The following is a 24395-nucleotide window of genomic DNA, read 5'->3' as shown; positions in this document are numbered from 1 at the left end:
GCGTTCGGCCTCGGGCCACGCGCGTGGGCAAGGCCGTGGGCATGCAGGTGGGCTAGTGCACGGCAAGTGCACGGCGTGGTCTGGGGCTGCGCTGGGCATGGCGAGAACAAGGCCACGGCGGGGTCGAGCACATAGTGCCGCGCTCACCCAGACCCGGCGATGACATAGCGCTGCGGTGATCTCCGCGCAGCCCCCAGGCATAACCAACGGCCAGGCAGCGGTGGTGTGGAGGGGTTAGACGAGCCATGCGCACACCACCGCAGCGCTGCCCGGCCGCGGTTGTCCTTCACTATACACTGGGTGTCTAGACGAGTCGGTGCGATGGCAGTCATGTGGTCACCCCCACGTGACGGGTGCGAGGGAAGGAGGGACCATGCCGCAGGTACGACGCGGGTTGGGCGAGCTCGGCGGGATCAGCATCACCGAGCGGACGAAGGCTGACGGGTCTGTGGTCTACGTCGCGAGGGCGAAGGGCCGTCGTTTGGATGGCCGCGACATCTCCCTCGAAGCCACCGGACCCTCCCGCCGCGCAGCCGAGCGCAAGCTCCGCGAGCGCTGGGACGCGCGGCGCGGGGAGAGGTCAGGACAGACTCCACCGCGGCCTGGTGAGGTGGCCGCAGGCACTTCGTCAACGAGGTTGACATCCACCTCCACCCTCGCCGAGGTCACTCGCGCGTGGCTCACCGCGGAGGAGACGAATCTCCGCACTCGCCCCCAGACCAAGAAGACCTACCGTACCACCGCTGAGCGCCACATCCTCCCCGCGCTCGGTGGTCTCCGGCTCAATGAAATCACAGCCGGGACCATCACTGACCACCTCCGCGACCTCCGCGGTGGACCAACCCCGAGCGCGGTGGAGTCGACCATGACCGTGCTGCGCCGCGTGGCCAAATTTGCCGCGCAGCGTGGTCTCGTCAGCGGTGATTTGCTCTTCGGTGTGGACATCCCGCCGAAGATCAAGAAGGAGACCGCGGCCACCCGCGAGACCGTCACCCCCGCCGAAACCGTGCAAGTTCTTGACTTGGCCGACGGCCACTCCCCCACACTTGGTCTTGTCATGCGCGTGATCGCCGAGACCGGGGCCAGGCCCGGCGAAGTGCTGGCCCTGCACCCCGGCCAGCTCCACCCTGCGGTGGACACCGCGCCGCCGTATATCGAGCTGCACGGGACCGTTATCGGATTAGTCACGGGCGGCGCGTATCGGCAGGCCGAGTCCAAGACTGAGACGAGTCGCCGCTTTGTCACAGTCACTCCTGCGACGATGGATCGGCTCCTCCTCGCAGCCGATTGCTCGGCTGCGCGCTTTGCCGAGCCCGAGGCCGAGACCGGGCTGCGACCCATCTTCCCGACACGCGACGGCGGGTGGAAAACCGTGCACACCATCAATGCTGAGCTGCGCAAGGCGTTGGATGGGACTCCGCTTGCAGGAATTAGCCCTCGCGTTTCCCGTCGCACGCTCGCCACCGCCGTCGCCGCGCAAGCTGGTGACCAGACCGCTGCGCAGTTGCTCGGCCACGCGCGCGTGTCAGTCACCGGTCGGCACTACATCAAGCCGGGTGTAACTGTCCGCGACGGAGCGAGCGCACTGACACAGTACCTCGGCGAGGATGCTGCGGAGTAGGCCTCGCCTTCCGGGTCGCGCGACCATATTTCACTCTCCAGAGCGGGGACGTGACATCACCTCCGCGCTAACCCAGCCCGCGGCGGTGACCACCCCCGAGCCCAACTCCGCGGCGTCGTCAACCTGCTTTACACCGCCTCCGCGCACACCGTGATCGCGGCGTGGAACTCGCCTTGCTCTGACCTGGGGTTTTACGCAGCGGTGAAATCAAACGGGGGGCAAACGGGGGGGATATCGATGTAGCGGCAGGTGCGAAAACTTTCTGACCTGCCGATACGGTGCCCCCAGTGGGACTCGAACCCACACTGAATCGATTTTAAGTCGACTGCCTCTGCCAATTGGGCTATAGGGGCACGCCCGCGTCCGACTCACGCGGAAGGAGCGGGCACGGGAAAGTGTACGGCACCGCGGGCGGAGACTCGCAAACAGCCGTCGTTAAGCAGTGCCCTGATTACCTCTCCCCCCGATGAATCCGGTGGCGCCTGTCACGAGAGCGGAGCGTGTCATGCCCCCGTTCTAAACTCGTGGCCATGAAACTCGGCTGGCTGATTCCCTGTGCGTTCGGCGCTCTAGGCCTGTTCTTGGCGCGCGGCGCGGGCGACGGAAGCCCCGGGTTCTATATATTCACAGTCCTGACTGCACTGGTTTACACCGTCGGGTGGTGGGTATGGGGCAACCGCATCGCGTTTTCGGGGCCTCACCCGGGCCGGGAAATCGGCCGCGGCGCGCTCATCGGCGCCGTGCTCGCGCTGGTGTTCGTGGCGGGCGCCGCGGTGGTGCAGCACATTCCGTTTCTCGCGGGGCCGGTCGAGCAGCTGCTGGACACCCCGGCGGAAGGCGGACTCGCTCCGACTCTGTTAGTGCTGATCATCAACGGTATCGGCGAGGAGATGGCGTACCGCGACATGGTGCCGAACCAATTGCGCCGCCGGCACCCCGAAGTCGCAGTCGGTGTGATCTCCACCCTGATCTATTGCGCGGTCACAATCGCGATGGGCGTGCCGCTGCTCGTCTTCGCCGCTGCGGTGCTCGGCGCCGTCGCGTTCTATGAGGCATCCCGGTCGCGCCAGCTGTACTCCCCCATCGCGGTGCACCTCACGTGGAGCATCACCATGCTGTTTGTCATGCCGTTGTTCTTCTGACCCCGCTACGCTGGGTTCGGTGATCGAATTCCGCGATGTGTCCAAGACCTACCCGGGCAGCAAGCTGCCGGCAGTGAAGGACTTCTCCCTCACCGTTGAGGCGGGGTCAACCACAGCGTTCGTGGGACCGTCCGGGTGTGGGAAGACAACGCTCCTGCGCATGGTCAACCGCATGGTGGACCCGGATTCGGGCGCGGTCTTCGTGCGCGGGGACAACGTCGCGGGCACGGACCCGGTGCAGTTGCGCCGCAGTATCGGCTACGTCATGCAGCATTCGGGCCTCATGCCGCACCGCACAGTGCGGGACAATATCGCGGACGTGGCGCGGCTGACAGGCACGAGTAAAAGGGAGGCCCGCCGCAAGGCCGACGAGTTACTGGAGCTCGTGGGTCTCGACCCGCGGCTGAGCGACCGCTACCCCGCGGAGCTCTCCGGCGGCCAAGCGCAGCGCGTGGGCGTGGCCCGCGGCCTGGTCAATGAACCGGATGTGCTGATCATGGACGAGCCTTTCGGTGCCGTTGATCCAGTCGTGCGGCGTGGTCTGCAACAGGAGATCGTAGAGCTGAGGGAAAAATTTGCCACCACGATCCTGATTGTCAGCCACGACATCGACGAAGCGTTCTTCCTCGGCGACTCTGTGGTGGTCCTGGGTGAACAGGCGCGCATCGAGCAGGCGGACAGCCCCGAGAAAATCATGGCGGAACCGGCGAATGGGAGGGTGAGGGAGTTCGTCGATAAGCAATCGCGCAGCTTGCGCACCGAGCAGCGAGGAGACCAGACCGTCGTCGTGGACGCGTTGGGCCATATCAAAGGAGTGCTCGAGTGAACTGGGCGTGGCTAGCGGACAACGCGGGAATGATCGGCGGGCTGGCGTGGCAGCACTTCCTGATCGCGCTGCCGGCGGTGGTGCTGACCTTCCTGCTGGCGGTGCCGCTCGGCTGGGCTGCTCACCGCTCGGGGCGGTTCCGTGAGGTGATCGTGGCCGCGACGAGCTTGATTTACGTGGTGCCGGGGCTCGCGATGTTCATCCTGATGCCTCTCATTCTGGGCACGTCGATCCTGTCGCCGCTGAACGTGGTCGCCGCGATGACGCTCTACGGCGTCGCGCTCATGGTGCGCAGCGCCGCCGACGCGTTCGACGCTGTTCCGGCGGAGGTCCGGCAGTCTGCGGTTGCGTCCGGGTACGCCCCGCTCAAACGCATCTTCGCGGTGGAACTGCCGCTGGCGGGGCCCGGTCTCGTGTCGGGCATGCGAGTTGTGGCCGCGTCGACGGTGAGTCTCATTTCCGTCGGCGCACTCATTGGCGTGGAATCGCTGGGCACCCTGTTCACTGAAGGCTTCCAACGCGCGTTTCCCACCGAGATCATCGCGGGGCTTTTCGGCACCGTCGCGCTCGCCTTGCTTTTCGACGCCGCCCTGCTCCTCATTTCCCGCTTCACCATGCCGTGGAGGTCTTGACGTGCAGCCGCTTATCGACGCCTTCGTTTACCTCACCACCCCCTCCCACTGGACCGGCCCCACCGGCTTTGGGATGCGCATCCTCGAGCACCTGGGGTACACCGCACTCGCGGTCCTGGCGGCCGCTCTCATCGCAGTGCCCATCGGTGTGGCTGTCGGGCACAGCCGGAGGGGCGCGAACGCTGTTGTCGCAGTTTCGGGCGCTCTGCGCGCACTGCCAGAGCTCGGGTTGTTGACGTGGTTGGCCATCTCGCTGCCGCGTGGAATCAGCTGGCCGATCGTGCCGTCAGTCATCGTGCTGGTGCTGCTGGCCGTTGCCCCACTGCTCGCCGGCATTGTTGCGGGCTTCGATTCCGTGGAGCGCGACGTCGTGCATTCGGCGCGCGCCGCCGGGTACAGCGAAAAGCAGATTTTGCGGATTGTCGAGCTGCCTCTGGCGGCCCCAGTGATGCTCGGCGGGCTGCGGTCGTGCGTGGTGCAAGTTCTGGCCACGGCGACTGTCGTGGCCTACATCGGTCTCGGAGGACTCGGCCGATACCTCATCGACGGGCTGGCGGTGCAGGATTATGCACGGATGGTGGCGGGGGCGGTCGTCGTCACGCTTCTCGCTCTGGTTGTGGATCTCTTGCTTGCAGCTTTGCAGCGGTGGGTGACACCCAAAGGTCTCAATGTGAAGGAGAACGCATGATGCGCACTCGGTACCTCATTGTGCTGCTTCCGTTCTTGCTCGCCGCGTGCGCTCAGGGTGACCCACTGGACACCTCGGGCTCAGAAGAAGCCCCGACCGTGGAGGCTGACGCGGGCACGATCGTCATCGGCACCGCCAATTTCCCGGAGGCGCAGATCATCGGGCACATTTGGGCCGCAGCTCTCAATGATGCCGGCTTCGAGGCCACCGTCGCCCCCGGCATCGGTTCCCGCGAGGTGTACCTCGGCGCGCTAGAGGAAGGAACCATCACCGTGGTGCCCGAATACGCCGGCAACCTCGCTTCTTTCTACGCCGAACTGCCGGAACGGGCCGACGAGAACGCGGTGCGCGAAACCCTTGCAACGTCTCTACCCGACACGTTGGAGCTGGGTGAATTCAGCCCCGCCGAATCCGCCGACGCCTACCGCGTCACCGCCGCCACAGCCGAGCGCGGCATCCGCACCATCGCCGATCTGGACAAACTCGACCGAATCACCATTGCCGCTCCCCCGGAATTCGCGGAACGCCGATACGGCCCGCCCGGCCTGACAACGGTGTACGGCATCGACCCGGACAAGATCACGGTCCGCCCGATCTCCGACGGCGGCGGACCGCTCACCGTCCAAGCGCTCGCGGAGGGCGCGGCGGATGCAGCGAATATCTTCACTACCTCGCCGGCGATCACGGGCAAGGGCGAAAAACCGGATCTGGTCATTCTCGACGACCCGCTGCACCTCATCCCACCTCAAAACGTCGTGCCCGTGATCCGCGCCGGGGAGCTGCCGCCGGGCGCCCTTGATGTTCTCAACGCCATCGACGCCCAGCTGACCACCGACGATCTCGCCGCAATGAATCAGCGCAATGTCGGCGACGAACGCGCCGAGCCCGGCGCGATCGCTCGGGACTGGGTGGATTCGGTGCGGGCTACTCGCTGACGGAGAAAACCCGCTTCTTCGACGGCTTTTCCGCTGCTGCGCCCCGGACGGAGATCTCCTCGATGTCGAACATCTGGCTCAAGAAGTCCGCGATCCACTGCAGCAGCTCCTCGTCGCGCAGGTTCGGCGCGTTGAGAGCTTTCTTCGCGCCGCCTTCGCGCGGGAACGGCACCTGGAGAGCTTTGGCCGCGGCGCGGTAATTCGACCCTGGGTACAGGCGCTTGAGTCGCACCTGCTTGGAATCGGGCATGTCCACCGGGTGGAATTTCAGGCGGGTGCCTTGCATGGTGATGTCGGCGACCCCGGCGCGGCGGGCTTGGTGGCGCAGGCGGGCGACCGCGAAGAGCCGCTGGACCTCCTCGGGCATCTCACCGAAGCGGTCGACGAGCTCGTCGGAGACGCGATCGAGTTCGGCATCGTCACGCGCTGCGGCGAGCTTGCGGTAGCTCTCCAGGCGGAGTCGCTCCGAGTTGATGTAGGTCTCCGGGATGTGCGCGTCGACGGGCAGGTCGATGCGGATCTCCTTCGGCCCCTGGTCGGTGGCGTCGACGACATCGCCGGACATGAGCGCCTTGTAGGTCTCCACGGCCTCGCCGACGAGACGGACGTACATGTCGAATCCGACGCCGGCGATGTGGCCGGACTGCTCCGCGCCGAGGACGTTTCCGGCGCCGCGCATCTCCAGGTCTTTCTGGGCGACGGCGATGCCCGCACCCAGATCGTTGTTCTGGGCGATCGTGGCCAGCCGGTCGTAGGACGTCTCGGTGAGCACCTTGTCTTTCGGGTACAGGAAATAGGCGTAGCCGCGCTCGCGTGAACGGCCGACGCGGCCGCGCAGCTGGTGCAGCTGGGACAAGCCCATGTTCTGGGCGTTCTCCACAATCAAGGTGTTGGCGTTGGCGATGTCCAGGCCGGTCTCCACGATGGTGGTGCACACGAGCACGTCGTACTCGCGGCTCCAGAAGCCCTGCACCGTCTGTTCGAGAAGCTGCTCCCCCATCTGGCCGTGGGCGACGACGATGCGCGCTTCCGGGACGAGGGTGCGCAGGTGCCGGGCAGTCTTCTCGATGTCGGAGACTTTGTTGTGGATGTAGAAAACCTGGCCGTCGCGAAGCAGCTCGCGCCTGATGGCGGCGGCGACTTGTTTGTCTTCCTGCGGTCCCACGTACGTAAGCACCGGGTGGCGGTCCTCCGGCGGCGTGGTGATGGAGGTCATTTCCCGGATGCCGGTCAGCGACATCTCCAGCGTGCGCGGAATCGGGGTCGCGGTCATGGTGAGGACGTCGACATGCGATTTGAGCGCCTTGATGTGCTCCTTGTGCTCGACGCCGAAGCGCTGCTCCTCGTCGACGATGATTAGGCCCAGGTTTTTCCATTGCACGCCGGTCTGCAGGAGGCGGTGGGTGCCGATGACGACGTCGACGGAGCCGTCGGCAAGCCCCGCCATGATCTTCTTCGCGTCGGCGGCGGTGGTGAATCGGGACAGCTCGCGGATTTCCACCCCGAAACCGTCCATGCGCTGGCTGAACGTGGAGAAATGCTGCTGCGCCAGCAGAGTCGTGGGCACGAGCACCGCGACCTGCTTTCCGTCTTGGACAGCCTTGAAGGCGGCGCGCACAGCTACCTCGGTCTTGCCGAAACCGACGTCGCCCACGATGACGCGGTCCATCGGCGTCGGCTTTTCCATGTCGGACTTGACGGCCTCGATCGCGGCCATCTGGTCCTCGGTCTCGACGAAGGGGAAATTGTCCTCCATCTCGATCTGCCACGGTGAGTCCGCCGCGAACGCGTGGCCCGGCGCGGAGGCGCGCTTAGCGTAGAGCTGCACGAGCTCGCCCGCGATTTCGCGCACGGCCGCGCGGGCTTTCCTCTTGGTGTTCTTCCAGTCGGAGCCGCCCATTTTGCTTAGCGACGGCTGTTCCCCTCCCGAGTACTTGCTCAGCAGATCCAGGGACTCCATGGGGACCCACAGCTGGTCGGCGGGCTGGCCGCGTTTGGCGGGCTGGTACTCGAGGACGATGTACTCGCGGCGCGAGGAATCCTCGCCGGTGCCGATCGTGCGTTCGGCCATTTTGACAAAGCGGCCGATGCCGTGAGTGTCGTGCACCACGTAATCGCCGGGTTTGAGGGCCAGCGGGTCAACGCGGTTGCGGCGACGCGGGGCACGGCGCTTGGCACCGGCAATGTCGCCGACACGGTTGCCGGTCACGTCTGTCTCAGTGAACACGACTAGGCCCGGGCCGGGGAAGGTCAGGCCGGCGTGGGAAAGGGCCTGGTACAGGGTGACTTGGCCGTCGACGGGTTCGAGCCCCGGTGTCGCCACACGCGCGGACACACCGTTTTCGCGGAGCCGCTCCGCCATGCGGTCCACGGTGCCCTTGGCTGGCGCGACGAATGCGGCGCGGCCGCCGCCCTGCAAGTGCAGCTTCACTTGCCCGTAGAGCGCCTCGATCTGCTTCGGGTCGCCCTTCGGCGCAGGCGCCGGCTCGAATTCGAGGGGCAAGGTCACAGCGTCGTCCTCGCCGGCGGCGAACATGCCGGGAGGTGCGAATGTCCACCACGCGTTGCCCGCTTCGCGGGCGGAGACCTCGAGGGATTCGAAGGAACGGTACGAGCTAGCCGACACATCCAAGCCTTCCGCGGCGACGGGACCGTCCGCCCCCATTGCGGCGGCTTCCCAACCGGCCTCGAGGAATTCCTGGTCGGTGGCCTGCAGGTCGGAAATGCGGGTGCGCACCTTCTCCGGCGAGGTCACCAGCACCACCGAGCCGGCCGGCATGAGCTCAGGCAGCACAGAGAACGGGGACGATGTCAGCGCCGGGATGAGCGCTTCCATCCCGTCGGCGTAACTGCCGTCGGAAATGCGGGTGAGCAGCTCGACCAGGGTCCGGTTGCCGGGGTGGGCTTGGGCGAGGGAGGCGGCGGAAGCCTTGACGGAGTCGTCGATAAGCAATTGGCGCGCTGGATGCAGCTCGGCGCGAGCGATGTCGTCGATGGTGCGCTGGTCGGCGACAGCGAACGTGCGCAGGTCCGTGACTTCGTCGCCCCAGAATTCAATGCGCACCGGGTGCTCGGCCGTGGTCGGGAACACATCGATGATGCCGCCGCGTGTCGCGAATTCGCCGCGGCCCGAGACCATGTCCACATGGTCGTACGCGAAAGACGTCAGCGAGGCGGTGAGCTCTTCAAAGTCGTACTCTTGCCCGTGCTCGACCACGATCGGCGAAATAGTCGGCAGAACCGGCTGGCAGGTGGCGCGCGCGGATGCCACCACGACCGAGGTCTCGTTCAATCCGTGGAGCACCTTGTTGCGCGCACCGACGATGTCGGCGGCGGGCGACAAACGCTCGTGCGGCAGCGTCTCGTAAGCCGGCATGAGCGCCACACGCTCGGACCCGAGCAACGCCCCGAGCTCCGCCGCGAGATCTTCCGCTTCGTGCCCGGTGGCAGTGACCAGCAGAACAGGTGTTTTCCGCGCGATCGTCGCGGCCGCCCACGGACGAACCTGGTCGATGCCCGTCACGTGGAGCGACGGCTCCCCCACCCGCTTGCTCAGCCCCTTCAACTTGGGGTCCGTCATCGCCTGGGTGAGTACCCCGGCGAGCATCGGAATATCTTGCGGTTGGTCAGCCATCGAACCCCCTGGTTGAAGCTTCATTCCGGGCGATAAAAAAGCTTCCCCACCAGGACTCGAACCTAGAATGACGGTACCAAAAACCGTAGTGTTGCCAATTACACCATGGGGAAAGACGGTCCAAAGCTTACAGCATCTCTCACGCGAACCGAATTCCGCATCGACTCCATGTGCAATAGATGTGAGGCAGCTACTCTGAGCCTGTGACAAAGACCAACAAGATCCTCTTAGCTGTCCTTGGCGTCCTGCTGCTCATCGCTGCTGTTCTCGCCGGGACGATCGTGGCGCGCAACAGCCATTTCGGCCAGAACTCGATCGCTCAGCCCTACAACGAGACGCGCTACAGCGGAACCATCGACAAAGCAGAGGGGCTTATCGACGCCTCCGATGCCGTCCCCGTCGTCCTCGTCGTCCGCTTCCACGACGGTGGAAAAACCGGTGAGCTGACGTCCCCGACGCTCAAACGCCACTCCACGCTGACCAAGACCGGCAAGCACACGTACCGGGAAGAAATCGTCCACGGTGAGGGCGATGACGGTGTCGAGTGGACTTTCGAGCCTGGCGCCGACGATGCCATGGATGTCAGCTACACCACCCCCGACGGTGCCAGCGCTTCCGCGGAACTGCCCCAGACCGACCCGGAGGAAACCGCGGGCGAAGTGGGCCTCAACCCCGACGCACCCGGCGCGGAGCCCGACGGCATTGAGTTCCCCACAGGCTCTTACCGCTCGACGGGCCCGATCGAGCTGGTGAATGCCGACGACCCGTCGAAGAATGTTTCCGACGACGTCATTTTCCGCATCGGCCAGGACGGCTCAACCTTCACCGTGACCTACCCGGGCCGCGGCTGCTACGGCGTTCTTGAAGACACTGAGCCTGGAAGCCGGACCGAGAAGATCACGGTCGGCGACTGCGAGAGTGGCGGAACGTGGCGCTTCACCTCAGGCGACCCGAGCGGCGGGACCGCCGAGTTCACGTCCGCAGACGGATCGTTGACGGGCGATCTGAAATTCAGCCACTCCGACTGGGACGACATCGACGGAGAGATCGGCATTGCCCGCTCCGGACCGGTCCTTGATTTCTACCGCTCATTCACCGGCGGCGACGGCACAGACACTCATGCCAAGGGCTCGTGCGATGCTTCCGCTTTCGATGCGGTTGTGGAAGCTTGGCCAAGCCCGCTCGGCACTGTCGTCCTGTACTGCGACGGTGAGTGGGCGACCGCAGGTGCCGACGAGAGTGACGAAATCGGGAATTTCCGTTTCGCCGACGGCAAGTGGTCTGTGATCGAACCAGATGGTCGGACGTCACTTACCCATCACTTGTGCTACGACATAGATAAGCTCCGCGATGAGGGAGCGCCGGAGGAATTCCTCGAGAATCTGATTGCGTGCGACTGAGCAAGAGAGGAACCACCCCCTTAGATGACGCACGTGACGTCTCGGGACTACGGTGATCTGCTCATCGGGATGAACCAGGACGAAGCTACCGGGTTGGGGCTCAGTTCAAGCAGGCATAGACCGTAGAAAACGTTGAAGCCCAGCTCCCCCGATTTGTCCGGGGGCAGCTGGGCTTGAGCGTTGAGGCGTATTAGTCGAGCAGGTCGAGGTTGGTGTTGCGGCGCAGGCGCAGGCGGATGTTCTCGCCTTCCGGGAGGTCGATCCAGATGTCGTCTTCGTCATCGCTGAAGCGCTCTTGGCGGCTCAGACGACCGGTGTATTCCTTGCCGTCGTCGTGGGTGAAACGGATGTTCTTGCCGGTGTAATCTTCTTCGAAAGTAGCCATGCGGATCAGCATAAAGAAGTTTTGCCCGCAGGGCGCTGCGAGAACGTTAGTGCCCCGCGTGCGCGCCGAGAGCAGGCTGCTGCCCCGGTTCGACGATGACGTACTGCCCCATCATTCCCTGATCCTCGTGATAGAGCATGTGGCAGTGGTACATATACGCCAAGCTCGGGTCTGGGTAGTGCCCGAATTCGACGAGTAGCGTCGCAGTCGCACCAGGCGGAATATAAATGGTGTCGTGCCAGCCGCGGGTGAATGCCACGTCGCCGCGTTCGACGGATTCCACCATGAACCGCGCGTTGTGAATGTGGAAGTTGTGCGGCCAATCGGTGTTCTCGTTGGTCACCCGCCAGATCTCTGGGCCGTCGTGGTCGATGACCAAGTCGACGCGGTTCATGTCCATTGTCTGCCCGTTGATCTCGAATCCGCTCAGCGCCAACTCGCGCTCAGGTGCACCCGAAACATCAGGCTTATCGACGCCCACCAGCATCCCCGGCACCTCCCCCACCTCGGGCGCGCTCTCATCCGGTCCGGTGATTTTCAACAGGTTGAAGGTGTCGCGCAGACCGAAGCCGTTGGCGGCATCCTCCTTAGGCAGGCCGCCGCCGTCGGGAACACCGTCGCTGCGGAGCATGAGGTCCTTGCCGGGCTCGAGGTCCACAAGGATCTCGGCGCGTTCCCCGGGGCTGAGCAGGATGCCGTCGGCTTCCACCGGCGCGTCCAGCAGACCCTGGTCTGTTGCGATGACCTGGAACGGCTTCCCCACGACAAGGTGGTGGAAGCGCATGGTGGCGCCGTTGACTAGGCGGAGGCGCACCCGGCGCGTAGTTGCGGTGAATTGGGGTTTGGTGATGCCGTTGATCAACGGCGTGTCCCCGAGCAACCCGTAGTCGGGATCGAAAGACTCGTCGAGTTGTCCGCCCGCGCCGAATTTCGCGTCGGTGATGATCACGGGAATATCGTCGACCCCGTAGTCGTGCGGTAGATCAAGCGCGTCAGATTCGTCATCGGCGACAATGAGTCCGCCGGCGAGGCCACGGTAGGCGTGCAAACCAGATTTGTTGTGCGGGTGCGGGTGGTACCAGCAAGTCGCCGCCGGCTGGTCCACATCCCAGGTCGGCTCCCAGGCCTGCCCGGGGTCGAAAATGAGAGCGGGGCCGCCGTCCGCGGCCGCTGGCAGGTGGAGGCCATGCCAGTGAACGACAGTTGGCTCCCGGACGTTGTTATGCACAGCCATTTCGATGTGCTCGCCGCGCCGCATGTAAAGAGTCGGGCCGAGCCACGCGCCGTTGAAACCCCACGTATGCGTCATCGTTCCGGGCAGGATCTCCGCCTGTCCGGACTGCGCGGTCAGCTCGAACCGCCGGGTGGTGCCGTCCAACTCGCCCTCGTAGAGCTCCGGGATCGGCAAATCGCGGAAATCCTCTTTCGCGCCTTCCGGCGTGGCCTGCTGGAAGCGGACCCCGCCCGGCCCCGCGCACGCTGCCGCAGTTGCGGCGGTGGCGAGAAGCATGCCTTTGAAAAAGGTCCGTCGTCCAAATTCCCGTTGCACTTGTGTCCTCCGATTCTTCGAATAGGTCTTAACCGCGCAGGTTCGGCTGCTGGCCCGGTTCGACGATGACGTACTGCCCCATCATTCCCTGGTCCTCGTGGTTGAGCATGTGGCAGTGGTACATATACGCCAATGTGGGATCCGGGTAGTAGCCCATCTCCACCAGAAGCGTCACCGCACCGCCGGGCGGAACGTTGATGGTGTCGTGCCATCCCGAGGTGAACTCCAGCTCACCGCCATGGACCTCCTCCACCAAGAAGCGGGCGTTGTGGATGTGGAAATTGTGCAGCTTATCGGCGTTGTCATTCGTCACCCGCCACGCCTCGGTGCCCCGGTGGTCGACCACCTCGTCCACGCGCGACATGTCCATCTTCTTGCCGTTGATCTCCATGTCTTTCATGCGGAATTCACGCGTGACAGTGGGAGTCTCCGGTTCCTCGAATTCGACGAGCGTCTCGGGCAACGGCGGATAAGTAGGGGCGTTCTCCGGCGGCGCCGCGATCTCGAGCACATCGAATTCATCGGTCACCCGGAAGGTCTCTGCTGTGTCCTTGTCGGGGAGGCCGGCGTAGTTCGGCACGCTGCTACTGCGCAGCAGGAGGTCCTGTCCGGGCTCGAGATCCACCACGATCTCCACACGCTCGCCGGAGGTGAGCAGGATCGACTCTACCTCCACTGGGGATTCCAAAAAGCCCTGATCGGTCGCCACGATCTGAAACGGCACGCCAAGTGTCAGGTGGAGAAAACGCATGACCGAGCCGTTGAGGATGCGCAGGCGCAGCCGCCGGGTTGTCGCCTCAAAGCGCGGATTGGTGATCCCGTTGACAACCAGTGTGTCACCGAGCCAGCCGTTGTCCTCGTCGAGTTGGCCGTCGTCGGTGAAGTGAGCGTCTCTGACGATCAAGGGGATGTCGTCCACCCCGTAGTCAGAGGGGAGGCCGGGGATGGCGGCGGTGTCGTCGTCTAGCACAATGCCCCCTGCAAGACCGCGGTAGGCGTGGGGTGCTGATTCCTCGTGCGGGTGCGGGTGGTACCAGCACGTCGACGCCGGCTGCTCAACCGTCCACGCGGGCGACCAGGACTCGCCCGGCCCGAACATCAGCGCCGGCCCCCCGTCCGCCGTCGCCGGAAGATGCAGGCCGTGCCAGTGCACCACGGTGGGCACGGGCAATTCGTTGTGCACCGTCATGTCGATCTGCTCGCCGCGGCGCATGTACAGCATCGGGCCGAGGAACGGTCCGTTGAAACCCCACGTCTTCGTCGCGGTGCCGGGCAGAATCTCGTACTCGCCCTCCTGCGCCGTCAGCTCAAATCGTCGGACCTTACCGTCGAGGGTGCCTTCGTAGAGGGGCGGGATGGGCAACGGCCGCACCGTCCTCGTGGATTTTGTTTCGCCGCCCATGTGCTGTCTATCCCTCCCGGTTCGCTGGTCGTCTCTTTCGACCCTACTATCCGGAATATGACATCCCCCTTTCCGAACGAGGAGCGCAACGCGCGCCGCTTCATCTGGTCCAACGGACTGCAGAACATCGGCGACCAGATCGTGGCCCCGAAAACCGTGCTGCCGTGGCTGTTCACCGCTGCCGGTGTGCCGTCCGCGTTCACCTCTTTTCTCGTTCCTATCCGCGAATCGGGCTCGATGCTGCCCCAATTCGCGCTCAGTCCGTGGGTGACCTCGGCGGCCTCCCGCAAACGGGTGTGGTTGATCGGCTCCTGGGGGCAGGCCATCGCGGCAGCGCTCATCGCCGTCGCCGCAATGTTCTTGAACGGGGCGGCGCTCGGGATCGCCGTCCTGGTGCTGCTCGCCATCCAAGCTCTCTTCCGCGCAATTTGTTCGATTGCGGGCAAGGACGTGCAGGGGCGGACAATTTCTAAGGGGCACCGGGGCGACATCACGGGGCGTGCGACGGCATTGGGCGGCGCCTTCACCCTGGCGGTGGGCCTCGGCCTGACGTTCTTGCCTAATGATCTGCCCCACTGGGTCCTTGTCACGCTGCTGGGCGCCGGAGCATCCACGTGGGCGTTCGCTTCGCTCGTGTTCACCGGTATCAAGGAACCGGAGTCGGACCCGGACGACAACGCAGCAACCCATGGCTTCCGACAGATGTGGCAGCTAATCAAGGGTGACCGGGACCTGCAGAAATTCTTGGTCGTCCGTTCGTTAATGCTGGTCACCGCTCTTTCCACGCCCTTCATTGTCATGCTTGCGCACGAGCAAGGCGCTGATCTGACGGGGCTGGGCAGCTTCATCATCGCCTCCGGCGGCGCGGCACTCATCGGCGGGCGCGTCTCCGGCTGGTGGTCCGATAAATCGTCCAAGGCCGCAATGGGCTGGGCCGCCGGCGCCGCCTCCACGGTGTTGGTTCTGCTGGTGCTGTCCGCACGCCTCGCCCCCGAAACAATCAACGCCTGGGTCATGCCTATCGGCTTCTTCTTGGTCAACCTCGCGCACACCACTGTGCGGGTGAGCCGAAAGACCTACCTGGTGGACATGACGGAGGGCGACAACCGAACCCTCATCACCGGCGTCTCCAACACAGCCATGGGTCTCATGCTGCTCATCGCCGGCGCAATCACTTCGATCGTGGCGAGCTTTGGCACCCAAACCGCGCTGATCTTCCTGGCGGTACTCGGCTACGCGGGTGTGATCGGAGCGCGGAACCTCCGTGAAGTCTCGGCAGGAGCCGCGTAGGCGTTAAGCTGGTCGGCGGAATTTCCCCGGAATTTGAAGCGACCGTAAGGAGAACCCCAGCGTGCCTAACCATTCCGAGTGCGCCGTCGTCGTTCTGGCGGCTGGTGCCGGAACCCGCATGAAGTCGACCACGCAGAAGACGCTCCACGAGATTGGGGGCCGTAGCCTGCTGTCCCACTCGCTGCATGCGGCGGCTGGGCTCTCCCCCGCTCATCTCGTGGCGGTGGTCGGCCACCAGCGCGACCAAGTTTCCCCGGCGGTGGAGGCGATTGCGGAGGACATGCAAACGAGCATTCTCCAGGCCGTCCAGGAGGAGCAGAACGGCACCGGCCACGCCGTTCAAGTCGGCCTCGGTGCAATCCCAGAGTTCAACGGAACCGTGGTGGTCACCAACGGCGATGTGCCGCTGTTGAGGGCTGAGACGCTGGAGGCGCTCGTCGATAAGCATGAAAGCGCTGAAGCCGCTGTGACCGTTCTGTCCCTGGAATTCGACGACCCGACGGGCTACGGACGCATCATCCGCGACACCGACGGCAACGTGCGCGAAATCGTCGAGGAGAAGGACGCAAACGACGAGCAGCGCGCCGTCACCGAGGTGAACTCCGGGGTCTTCGCGTTCGACGGCTCCGTTCTCCGCGACGCGCTAACCCGCATCAATTCCGACAACGCCCAGGGTGAGCTCTACATCACCGATGTACTCGGCATCGCAGTGAACGACGGCCGCACGGTCACCGCTTTCACTGCCCCCGATTCCCGCGAGCTCGCGGGCGTCAACGACCGCGTCCAGCTCGCGTCAGCCGGCAAAGAGCTCAACCGCCGCCTGGTCGAGCAGGCCATGCGCGGCGGCGCCACCATCATCGACCCGGACACCACCTGGATCGGCGTCGACGTAGAAATCGGTCAGGACGTGACCATTCACCCGAACACCCAACTGTGGGGCTCGACCGTCATCGGTGACGGGGCCGTGGTCGGACCAGACACCACCCTCACCGACTTCGAGGTCGGAGAACGCGCGACGGTCGTGCGCACGCAAGGCGAGCTCGGCGTTGTCGGCCCAGAGGCGACCGTTGGACCCTTCACCTACATCCGTCCCGGCACGAAGCTCGGCGCCCGCGGCAAGCTCGGCGGTTTCGTGGAGGCCAAGAACGCCGAGATCGGCGAGGGCTCCAAGGTGCCGCACCTCACCTACGTCGGCGACGCCACCGTCGGCTGCGAGTCCAATATCGGGGCTTCAAGCGTCTTCGTCAACTACGACGGCGTGAACAAGCACCGCACCACCATCGGCGACCACTGCCGGACCGGTTCGGACACAATGTTCGTCGCCCCCGTCAATGTCGGCGATGGCGCGTACACCGGCGCGGGTACAGTGGTGACTAAAGATGTGCCCGCAGGCGCCCTCGCCGTCAAGGAAGGACACCAGCGCAACATCGAAGGCTGGGTGGAGCAAAACCGCCCCGGCACCGCCGCGGCCGAAGCTTCCCAGCGCGCACGCGAGAGTGAACTGAAAGGTGACACCACCAATGACCGGTAAGAAAGTCGAAAGTCACAAAGACCTCAAGGTCTTCTCCGGCCGGGCCCACCCGGACCTCGCGGAGAAGGTCGCTGATGAACTCGGCATCGACCTCGTGCCCACCACCGCCCGCGACTTCGCTAACGGCGAGATCTTCATCCGCTTCGAGGAGTCCGTCCGCGGCGCAGACTGCTTTGTCATGCAGTCCCACGCGCAGCCACTGAACAAGTGGTTGATGGAGCAGCTCATCATGATCGATGCGCTCAAGCGCGGCTCCGCGAAGCGCATCACTGCGATCCTGCCGTTCTACCCGTACGCGCGCCAAGACAAGAAGCACCGCGGCCGCGAGCCGATCTCCGCCCGCCTCGTCGCTGATCTGCTCACTGCCGCCGGCGCGGACCGCATCGTCTCCGTCGACCTGCACACCGACCAGATTCAGGGCTTCTTCGACGGCCCGGTCGACCACATGCACGCGATGCCGATCCTGACGGACTACATCAAGTCCAAGTACTCCATGGACAACCTCGTTGTGGTCTCCCCCGACGCGGGACGCGTGAAGACTGCGGAGAAGTGGGCTAACACGCTGGGCGACGCCCCGATGGCCTTCGTGCACAAGACCCGCGACATCGACGCGGCGAACAAGGTCGTGTCCAACCGCGTGGTCGGCGACGTGGAGGGAAAGAACTGCATCCTCCTCGACGACATGATCGACACCGGCGGCACCATCGCCGGCGCGGTCGGCGTGCTCAAGGACGCGGGCGCCGAGTCCGTGGTCATCGCCACCACCCACGGTGTCTTCTCCGACCCGGCACGCGAGCGCCTGTCTAACTGCGGTGCCGAAGAAGTCATCACCACGGACACGCTTCCGCAGTCCACGGAGGGCTGGAGCAACCTCACGGTCCTGTCGATCGCCCCGCTGCTGGCGCGCACGATCCACGAGATCTTCGAGAACGGCTCCGTCACCACTCTCTTCGAGGGCCAAGCTTAAACGCCTCCTTTCCAAATACCTATTCCAGGATGCCTATTCACCGGGTGACGCAGCGGCCCCCTGCCCCAGCGACCTTGTAAATAGGCATCCTGGAATAGGTATTTGGCTTTTCCGGCGCTTTTCGCGATCGCCGAGGCTCGAACCCCACCATCGTCTATACTGCACAAGCATGATTCCAGAGCCGACATCAGCGTCCACCCAGGACGCACCGCTTATCGACGACACCCTCGGTCCCTCCCTCACCTCCGAACGCCGCCGAGTGGTGGCTGCCACGACAGTCGGCACCGCCATCGAGTGGTACGACTTCTTCCTCTATGCCGCCACCGCTGGCCTGGTGTTCAAGCAAGCGATGTTTGCTCCTTTGGGGTCCGCCGCCGGTACAGTCGTGGCTTTCCTCACTGTCGGACTCTCGTTCTTGTTCCGGCCGCTCGGCGCGTTCCTTGCCGGCCATTTCGCCGACAAGATCGGCCGCCGCACCGTTCTCTTGGTCACACTCCTTGCCATGGGTGGAGCGACGACTTTGATCGGTCTTCTGCCCACCTACGAGGCCGTAGGTGTCCTTTCCCCCGTTCTCCTCGTCCTGCTGCGCATCGTGCAGGGAATCTCAGCCGGCGGTGAATGGGGTTCGGCGGTGCTCTTGGCTGTGGAGCACGCACCCGCGGGCAAGCGGGGCCTCTTCGGAGCGGGCCCGCAGATCGGCGCTCCGGCCGGCCTGCTGCTGTCCTCTGGTGCGCTATTCCTGATGAACACCATTGCCCCCGGGGGCGCCTTCATCGAATGGGGCTGGCGCGTACCGTTCCTCTTCTCCGCGGTACTGGTCGTGCTTGCGTGGTGGGTGCGCAAGGGGGTGGACGAGTCACCCGTCTACTCGGAAATGACAGAGGTCTCCGCGGCGCAGGTACCTAACCCAATGGGCACTCTTTTCCGGAACTATTTCACGGTTGTCCTCGCCGGCGCTCTCCTCTTCGCCGCGAACAGCATACTGGGCTATATGACCACTGGCGGGTACATCCAGAACTACACAACAAATCCGGACGGTATGGCCATGGAGCGAGGCCCGATCCTCTTCGCGGTCACCGTGGCAGGCGCGGTATGGATGGTGTCCACGTTCTTCACCGGTTGGCTCTCCGACCACGTGGGACGCAAAACGACGCTCGTCGGCGGCTTCATCATCCAGACGGCAGCAGCGCTAGCGTTGTTCCCTCTGGTCAACACTGCGGAGATGAGCAAAATCTACGCGGCCCTCGTCTTCCTCGCGCTGGCCCTGGGCTTCACCTACGGTCAGATCGCGGCCCTCTACGCGGAGCTCTTCCCCGCCTCGGTCCGTGCGTCAGGCACATCCATCACCTACGCTATCGGCGCGATCCTGGGCGGAGCTTTCGCTCCGTTCATTGCCTCCTGGATCTTCGAAGCCACCGGCTCCTCCTGGGGCATCACCGCCTACCTGGTGGGTGCCAGCCTGATCGGCCTCGCCGTCTCTTTGGTCATCCGGGAGCGCAAGGACATCCCGCTGGACCACGAGCACGAACACATGCAGCGCACCGGCCATTTCATCTGGCAGCCGCGATCCGTCTAAGTTTGGTCCCGCCGCCTGCGGTCTGTTAAGGTTTTGAAGGTCTCGGCGAGGGACCCCACTTGCACGGTTGATCCGTCCAAGCAGGGCCGTTATCGACGCGATGTATCACAGACTTTTCTCCGAAAAGCCTGCGGTCACTCGACGAGAACAAGTGGCCGCAGGCTTTTCTGTGGCTTGAACCGATAAGCAACAAAAGGAGAACCATCATGGCTTCCAAGTTCCCGGTCATTCAGGCTGAGAAGCGCGACGAGTTCGGCAAGGGTTCCGCACGCCGTCTGCGCGCAGCGGGCCGCGTCCCGGGCGTCCTGTACAGCAACGGCGAGGACAACATCCACTTTCACGTGGACATCCTCGAGATCACGGCGCTCGTGCGTAACGACGGCACGAACGCCATCCTCGAGCTCGAGGTCGAGGGCGACAAGAACCTGGCCATGGTCAAGCACGTCGACCAGAACGTCCTGACCCTGAACATCGACCACATCGACCTCTTCGGCGTCAAACGCGGCGAGAAGGTCACCGTCGAGGTCCCGGTCGTCTACGAGGGTGAGGCTGCAGACGACGCTGTTGTCCTGCAGGAGATCGATGTCGTGGAGATCGAGGTCGACGCACTGAACATTCCGGACGAGATCACCGTGTCCATCGAGGGCAAGGAGATCGGCGACCAGATCTTCGCCGGCGACCTGCCGCTGCCGGAGGGTGCAGAGCTCATCACCGATCCGGAGTACCTGGCCATCAACGTCACCTTCGAGCAGGTTGATGAGGAGCTCGAGGCGGCAGCCGAGGACGCTGAGGAAGGCGGCGCTGATGCTGGTGCCGATTCCGACGAGGACGCAGAGAGCACCGTCGAGGTCGCTGACGGCGGCGAGGGCGACGAGGACGCAAGCGAGTAATTTCGCTTACCGACGTCTCCCGCACCGGCCCGCAGGTCTCACCGTGGATCTGCGGGCCGTTTCGCATCAGTACGGTAACGGCTTCTGTTTCCGCCAGCCGTCCCCCACGGCCTGCATTTAGAATCGGCGGTTGTGGCTTCTGACTCCCCAATCTTGATCGTCGGCTTGGGCAACCCGGGCACCATTTACGCGCAGACGCGCCATAATGCGGGAGCGATGCTGATCGACGAACTTCTCGACCGCGCCACCCCGATTCCCGCCCAGCTCAGCGTGCACAAAAAGACCAACACGGAGGTCGCCGAGCTCGCTGCTGGCTGCCTCTTGCCGCGGCGGACGATCTTGGCGCGGACCCGCGGCTTCATGAACGTCTCCGGCGCCCCTATCAAGGCCTTGGCCAGCTACTACGGCACGCAACCGGGCGACATCTATGTCCTTTACGACGAACTGGATCTGGACTTCGGCCAGTCCAAGCTCCGCCAAGGCGGCGGCGACCACGGCCACAACGGGCTCAAATCGGTGACCAAGTCCTTGGGTACCTCCGACTACAACCGTCTCGCCGTCGGCATCGGCCGCCCGCCGGGCCGCCAGGCACCCGCCGATTACGTGCTCAAGCCGTTCTCCAAGCACGAAGCCGCCGAACTGCCGATCGTGTTGGCCGACGCCGCCGACGAACTGATCGCCGCCCTCACGTAGCACGTAGCTAACGTCCCAGCAGCTTAGCCTCGATCTCCGCGGCGGGACCTTCTTGGAGCTTTCCGGCGAAGTCGTCGCCGACAAGACAGTAGGAGTAGTCGGGATCTTTACGCAGCGACTTCTGCATTGCATTTAGCTGCGGGTACAGCGGCGGCAGGTCGGGGTCCTCGCGGGTGAATCGCGTTTCCACACCGCGGGCGTAGCGCCCGGAGAAGGCGCGGGTGGACACGGAGGTGCCGCCAGCTTTCAGGATGGAGCGGTTGGTGTCGCTGGTCCCGGCTTCGCGGGCAAGCAGAAAAGCGCTGCCGCAGGCAACAGATGTCGAGCCCCACTCGATGAGGCGCTCGACATCCTCGGATGTCCTCGCACCTCCGGCGGCGATGAGGGGAATATTCACGTGGCGGAACACGCCGGCGAGCAGCTTCTCCAACGGCTGCGTGTCGGGTTCTTCCGTGATCCTCCAAGTCGAGCGGTGCCCGCCGGCTTTGGATCCTTGGACGATGAGGCCGTCGGCACCGAGCTCCGCGGCCTTGATTGCGTCGAGCTCGTTGGTCACGGTCACCCACGCCTGAATGCCGGCATCGTGGATGCGCTTGAACTGCTCTACGGTGAAGCAGCCGAAGGTGCAGGAAATGATGGAGGCGCGGCCGTCGGCAAGCGCGAGGTCCAGCTTGTCCTGGAAACCGAAGGTGTAATCCGGCTCAGGGATCTCAGCGCCCAGCTCGGCGGCGATGGCCTCGAGATCCTCCCGGCGCGGTGCCTCACGCTGCGGGTAGAACAGGTTTATGCCGAACGGCTCGTCAACGCGTGCTAGCTCGTCGCGCGCTTGGTCGAGCGAGCATGTCCCCCAGGCGAGAAAACCGAAGCCGACAGCGTTGACCAGCTCCGGCGTGCTCGGTCCTCCCGCCATGGGGGCGACAATGACGCGGGGCAAACGGGCGGGAAGTTCAGGAGGCATGGGCCCACTCTATAGAAGCGGTCCCCTAGACTCATCGGGGTGTTCGATAAACTACGCGCCCTCTTCGCCCCAAGGCATAACTCCCAGGACTCCCTCGACTTGGATGCCGTGAACGCGCAGTGGCTCGTCGTCGGCCTGGGCAACCCCGGCGCGAAATACGCCGCCACCCGCCACAACGTGGGCTATATGGCGCAGGACTTGCTTATCGACGCTCCCCTGCTCCCCCTCCCCGGCCTCAAAGCCCAAGGAGCACCGATCCCGGGTACTTCTGCTTTCGCATTGCGCTCCACCACGTTCATGAACAACAGCGGCGAAGGCATTGCCCCGGTGGCCGAGAAACTGGGCATTCCGCCGGAGCGGATCGTGGTCCTCCACGACGAGCTGGACCTGCCCGCGGGCAAGGTGCGCATCAAGCTCGGCGGGAACGAGAACGGCCACAACGGTTTGAAGTCACTGACTGAGCAGCTGGGTACCCACGATTACATCCGCGTGCGCATTGGCATCGGCCGTCCGCCGAAGGGCATGCCGGTCCCGGAATGGGTGCTCAGCCCTGTTGACGACGAAGGGCTCGATGAGCAGATCGCGACCGCCGCGGATGCCGCGCGCCTTGTGGTCGCGGAAGGTCTACAGCGCGCGCAGAACCAGATCCACGCGCGGAATTAACCCCGAAGTTTCGCCGTCATCTCCTCGAGACGGTCGCACATCGCAGCGAGCTCTTTGGCCCGGTGCGGCATCGGGTTGAAACCGTCGCGCATCTCCATCGCCTGAATGAATCCGAGCTGCTCGCGGATGTCGTGCATGTGGAAATTCGCGGCGATCTGACGCCAGTGCTCGATCGCGCGGATCGCCCCGACACCGCCGTAGCCGACGAACGCGATGGGCTTGCCCACCCACTCCGGGCCGAGGGTGTCCACCGCGTTCTTCAGTGCTGCCGGCACTGAGTGGTTGTACTCCGGGGTGATGAAGATGAAGGCGTCGCAGGCATCGATCGCCTCCGACCAGCGGGTCACCTCATCATTGTCGTACTGCTTGTTCATGAGCATGGGCAGCCCGGCGCCGTCGTAAAGCGGAAGCTCGAAGTCCGCAAGGTCGATGAATTCGTATTCGAATCCCTCCCGCTCCCCGATTGCTTCTTTCATCCAGTTCGCGACCTTCTCTGCGGTGCGTCCTTTGCGGATGGACCCGACAATCACGCCGATCTTCATTGCTTCTCCTTACGATTGCGTACAAGTCACTAAACTCGGCCCCACTCTAACGGAGGCCACTAAGGCCTTCCGCTGGGAAGCACGAGCAACTACGTTTACAACGCGAAAGACTGTCGAAAGAATTCCAGGGGTTACGGCATGGACGTCACCATTATCGGCGGCGGCTTCGCCGGCACGGCGGCCGCTATTAATTTGGCACGAGCGAATCGTTCAGTTTGTTTGATTGACGAGGGTAAGCCACGCAACCGCTTCAGCGAGCACGCCCACGGCATCCTTGGCCTAGACTCAATCAAACCCGCGGAACTTCTTTCTAGAGCTCACGAAGAATTCGTGTCGTTCGGCGGAACAATTCTTCCTCAACGCGCGATCAAGCTGACGGAGTCGCATGACAGCGATTTTCGCTGGTCGGTCCAGCTGACTGGTGGAGAAGCTGTACAGTCTTCCCACGTTCTCGTCGCCACTGGCATCACAGATGTACTTCCTGATGTCCCCGGGCTGCCTGAGTTGTGGGGGAAACGTGTTTTCCATTGTCCTTACTGCCACGGGTACGAAGTGAGAGGAACGAACCTCGCCGTGATTGGCGGAGAGAACCCCGGTTTCACGTTCCACATCTCTAAGCTCCTGACCAAATGGGCAGCGAAAGTGACGTTCTTCGCGAACGGTCTTGAGCTTCCCGCGGAAGAACACGAACTGTTCACATCGCTGGAAATCACCGTCATCGAGGAGCCTGTCGTTTCAGTGGACGCGGCCGACGCAAGCCGTTCTGCTGTCACAATTCGCACCAGCAACAACGAGACCACTTTTGAATCCTGCTTCACAGCTCCACGCTTCAAACCGAACGACGAACTATTGCGCGAAGCCGGGTGCGATGTTGTTGACGGGTGGGTTCACACCGAGCGTGGGCTGACATCACAGGCTGGGCTGTGGGCCGCCGGCAATGTGATCAGCTCCCCTGACCAAGTTTCGCAAGCTGCGGGAGCGGGGGCTGCTGCCGGCATCGCGATCGACCAGGCCCTTTTCGCAGAGTCCCTACTCTGATTCCGCTGCCCCGCACTGGTTAGCCCTCCCGCT

At 64.1% G+C, this 24395-nt stretch carries 21 protein-coding genes and 1 tRNA gene; 15 read left to right on the top strand and 7 right to left on the bottom strand.

Annotation, left to right across the window (positions count from 1 at the left end):
- Window positions 1-373: 373 nt before the first annotated feature.
- Window positions 374-1621, top strand: coding sequence for a site-specific integrase (locus tag QYQ98_RS09300; protein WP_302006586.1), 1248 nt, complete (start codon window positions 374-376; stop codon window positions 1619-1621).
- 279 nt (window positions 1622-1900) lie between these two features.
- Here the strand turns inward: QYQ98_RS09300 and QYQ98_RS09295 are convergent.
- Window positions 1901-1974, bottom strand: a tRNA-Leu gene (locus tag QYQ98_RS09295).
- Between the two features lie 177 nt (window positions 1975-2151).
- On the opposite strand from QYQ98_RS09295, the gene QYQ98_RS09290 reads away from it, so the two are divergent.
- From QYQ98_RS09290 to QYQ98_RS09270, 5 genes are read left to right on the top strand one after another with little or no spacing between them, the layout of a single operon-like run.
- Complete coding sequence (locus tag QYQ98_RS09290) at window positions 2152-2763, top strand: CPBP family intramembrane glutamic endopeptidase (protein WP_302006585.1); 612 nt, start codon at window positions 2152-2154, stop codon at window positions 2761-2763.
- 19 nt (window positions 2764-2782) lie between these two features.
- Complete coding sequence (locus tag QYQ98_RS09285) at window positions 2783-3589, top strand: ABC transporter ATP-binding protein (RefSeq protein WP_302006584.1); 807 nt, start codon at window positions 2783-2785, stop codon at window positions 3587-3589.
- Entirely contained in the window at window positions 3586-4221 is a 636-nt protein-coding gene (locus tag QYQ98_RS09280; RefSeq protein WP_302006582.1) for an ABC transporter permease, read from the top strand. The genes QYQ98_RS09285 and QYQ98_RS09280 overlap by 4 nt, the downstream gene beginning before the upstream one ends.
- A 1-nt stretch (window position 4222) precedes the next feature.
- Window positions 4223-4909, top strand: a complete 687-nt coding sequence (locus tag QYQ98_RS09275) for an ABC transporter permease (protein ID WP_302006581.1) — start codon at window positions 4223-4225, stop codon at window positions 4907-4909.
- Window positions 4906-5844, top strand: coding sequence for an ABC transporter substrate-binding protein (locus QYQ98_RS09270; protein WP_302006579.1), 939 nt, complete (start codon window positions 4906-4908; stop codon window positions 5842-5844). The genes QYQ98_RS09275 and QYQ98_RS09270 overlap by 4 nt, the downstream gene beginning before the upstream one ends.
- Here the strand turns inward: QYQ98_RS09270 and mfd are convergent.
- Window positions 5834-9478 (bottom strand): transcription-repair coupling factor, encoded by a 3645-nt coding sequence (gene mfd / locus QYQ98_RS09265; RefSeq protein ID WP_302006578.1) that lies wholly within the window; start codon window positions 9476-9478, stop codon window positions 5834-5836. The genes QYQ98_RS09270 and mfd overlap by 11 nt on opposite strands.
- 203 nt (window positions 9479-9681) lie before the next feature.
- Here mfd and QYQ98_RS09260 point away from each other — a divergent pair, with 203 nt between their 5' ends.
- Entirely contained in the window at window positions 9682-10878 is a 1197-nt protein-coding gene (locus QYQ98_RS09260) for a hypothetical protein (RefSeq protein WP_302006577.1), read from the top strand.
- Between the two features lie 190 nt (window positions 10879-11068).
- Here the strand turns inward: QYQ98_RS09260 and QYQ98_RS09255 are convergent, their stop codons facing one another.
- The 3 genes from QYQ98_RS09255 to QYQ98_RS09245 all read right to left on the bottom strand — a co-directional run bounded on the left by QYQ98_RS09255 (window position 11069) and on the right by QYQ98_RS09245 (window position 14214).
- Window positions 11069-11263, bottom strand: a complete 195-nt coding sequence (locus tag QYQ98_RS09255) for a hypothetical protein (protein WP_302006576.1) — start codon at window positions 11261-11263, stop codon at window positions 11069-11071.
- 46 nt (window positions 11264-11309) lie between these two features.
- The gene (locus QYQ98_RS09250; protein ID WP_302006575.1) at window positions 11310-12773 is read right to left on the bottom strand and encodes a multicopper oxidase family protein; all 1464 of its coding nucleotides are present in this window, start codon (window positions 12771-12773) and stop codon (window positions 11310-11312) included.
- A 67-nt stretch (window positions 12774-12840) separates the two neighbouring features.
- Window positions 12841-14214 carry a multicopper oxidase family protein gene (locus QYQ98_RS09245; RefSeq protein ID WP_302006574.1) on the bottom strand — a complete coding sequence of 458 codons (1374 nt, stop codon included), beginning with the start codon at window positions 14212-14214 and terminating at the stop codon, window positions 12841-12843.
- Window positions 14215-14271: 57 nt separating this feature from the next.
- Here QYQ98_RS09245 and QYQ98_RS09240 point away from each other — a divergent pair, with 57 nt between their 5' ends.
- The 6 genes from QYQ98_RS09240 to pth (QYQ98_RS09215) all read left to right on the top strand — a co-directional run bounded on the left by QYQ98_RS09240 (window position 14272) and on the right by pth (QYQ98_RS09215) (window position 21161).
- Entirely contained in the window at window positions 14272-15504 is a 1233-nt protein-coding gene (locus QYQ98_RS09240) for an MFS transporter (protein ID WP_302006573.1), read from the top strand.
- Between the two features lie 61 nt (window positions 15505-15565).
- Window positions 15566-17035 carry a bifunctional UDP-N-acetylglucosamine diphosphorylase/glucosamine-1-phosphate N-acetyltransferase GlmU gene (gene glmU, locus QYQ98_RS09235; RefSeq protein ID WP_302006572.1) on the top strand — a complete coding sequence of 490 codons (1470 nt, stop codon included), beginning with the start codon at window positions 15566-15568 and terminating at the stop codon, window positions 17033-17035.
- The gene (locus QYQ98_RS09230; RefSeq protein WP_302006571.1) at window positions 17025-18002 is read left to right on the top strand and encodes a ribose-phosphate diphosphokinase; all 978 of its coding nucleotides are present in this window, start codon (window positions 17025-17027) and stop codon (window positions 18000-18002) included. The genes glmU and QYQ98_RS09230 overlap by 11 nt, the downstream gene beginning before the upstream one ends.
- A 169-nt stretch (window positions 18003-18171) precedes the next feature.
- Entirely contained in the window at window positions 18172-19578 is a 1407-nt protein-coding gene (locus QYQ98_RS09225; RefSeq protein WP_302006570.1) for an MFS transporter, read from the top strand.
- A gap of 206 nt (window positions 19579-19784) precedes the next feature.
- On the top strand, window positions 19785-20468 hold the full coding sequence (locus tag QYQ98_RS09220) for a 50S ribosomal protein L25/general stress protein Ctc (protein ID WP_302006569.1): 684 nt from the start codon (window positions 19785-19787) through the stop codon (window positions 20466-20468).
- 132 nt (window positions 20469-20600) lie between these two features.
- Window positions 20601-21161: an aminoacyl-tRNA hydrolase gene (pth, locus tag QYQ98_RS09215; RefSeq protein ID WP_302006568.1), complete on the top strand. Its 561-nt coding sequence runs from the start codon at window positions 20601-20603 to the stop codon at window positions 21159-21161.
- 7 nt (window positions 21162-21168) lie between these two features.
- Here pth (QYQ98_RS09215) and QYQ98_RS09210 read toward each other — a convergent pair whose 3' ends face one another.
- A complete protein-coding gene (locus tag QYQ98_RS09210; RefSeq protein WP_302006567.1) occupies window positions 21169-22119 on the bottom strand; it encodes a nitronate monooxygenase in 951 nt (316 codons plus the stop codon).
- A 39-nt stretch (window positions 22120-22158) separates the two neighbouring features.
- Between QYQ98_RS09210 and pth (QYQ98_RS09205) the strand changes: the two genes are divergently transcribed.
- Window positions 22159-22782 (top strand): aminoacyl-tRNA hydrolase, encoded by a 624-nt coding sequence (pth, locus tag QYQ98_RS09205; RefSeq protein ID WP_302006565.1) that lies wholly within the window; start codon window positions 22159-22161, stop codon window positions 22780-22782.
- Here pth (QYQ98_RS09205) and QYQ98_RS09200 read toward each other — a convergent pair.
- Window positions 22779-23324, bottom strand: coding sequence for an NADPH-dependent FMN reductase (locus tag QYQ98_RS09200; protein ID WP_302006564.1), 546 nt, complete (start codon window positions 23322-23324; stop codon window positions 22779-22781). The genes pth (QYQ98_RS09205) and QYQ98_RS09200 overlap by 4 nt on opposite strands.
- A 138-nt stretch (window positions 23325-23462) precedes the next feature.
- Between QYQ98_RS09200 and QYQ98_RS09195 the strand changes: the two genes are divergently transcribed.
- Window positions 23463-24362, top strand: a complete 900-nt coding sequence (locus QYQ98_RS09195; protein WP_302006563.1) for an NAD(P)/FAD-dependent oxidoreductase — start codon at window positions 23463-23465, stop codon at window positions 24360-24362.
- Window positions 24363-24395 lie beyond the last annotated feature (33 nt).

This window comes from Corynebacterium sp. P3-F1, assembly GCF_030503635.1.
GTDB lineage: Bacteria > Actinomycetota > Actinomycetes > Mycobacteriales > Mycobacteriaceae > Corynebacterium.
The sequence above is the reverse complement of the archived record's forward strand: the minus strand, read 5'-3'. Positions and strand labels throughout refer to the sequence as shown.

Coding starts and splice junctions, on each gene's coding strand:
- QYQ98_RS09250 (WP_302006575.1), bottom strand. CDS start 12,773: ATGCTTCTCGCCACCGCCGCAACTGCGGCAGCGTGCGCGGGGCCGGGC.
- mfd (WP_302006578.1), bottom strand. CDS start 9,478: ATGGCTGACCAACCGCAAGATATTCCGATGCTCGCCGGGGTACTCACC.
- QYQ98_RS09270 (WP_302006579.1), top strand. CDS start 4,906: ATGATGCGCACTCGGTACCTCATTGTGCTGCTTCCGTTCTTGCTCGCC.
- QYQ98_RS09245 (WP_302006574.1), bottom strand. CDS start 14,214: ATGGGCGGCGAAACAAAATCCACGAGGACGGTGCGGCCGTTGCCCATC.
- QYQ98_RS09225 (WP_302006570.1), top strand. CDS start 18,172: ATGATTCCAGAGCCGACATCAGCGTCCACCCAGGACGCACCGCTTATC.
- QYQ98_RS09290 (WP_302006585.1), top strand. CDS start 2,152: ATGAAACTCGGCTGGCTGATTCCCTGTGCGTTCGGCGCTCTAGGCCTG.
- QYQ98_RS09300 (WP_302006586.1), top strand. CDS start 374: ATGCCGCAGGTACGACGCGGGTTGGGCGAGCTCGGCGGGATCAGCATC.
- QYQ98_RS09210 (WP_302006567.1), bottom strand. CDS start 22,119: ATGCCTCCTGAACTTCCCGCCCGTTTGCCCCGCGTCATTGTCGCCCCC.
- QYQ98_RS09220 (WP_302006569.1), top strand. CDS start 19,785: ATGGCTTCCAAGTTCCCGGTCATTCAGGCTGAGAAGCGCGACGAGTTC.
- QYQ98_RS09240 (WP_302006573.1), top strand. CDS start 14,272: ATGACATCCCCCTTTCCGAACGAGGAGCGCAACGCGCGCCGCTTCATC.
- QYQ98_RS09200 (WP_302006564.1), bottom strand. CDS start 23,324: ATGAAGATCGGCGTGATTGTCGGGTCCATCCGCAAAGGACGCACCGCA.
- QYQ98_RS09195 (WP_302006563.1), top strand. CDS start 23,463: ATGGACGTCACCATTATCGGCGGCGGCTTCGCCGGCACGGCGGCCGCT.
- QYQ98_RS09255 (WP_302006576.1), bottom strand. CDS start 11,263: ATGGCTACTTTCGAAGAAGATTACACCGGCAAGAACATCCGTTTCACC.
- QYQ98_RS09230 (WP_302006571.1), top strand. CDS start 17,025: ATGACCGGTAAGAAAGTCGAAAGTCACAAAGACCTCAAGGTCTTCTCC.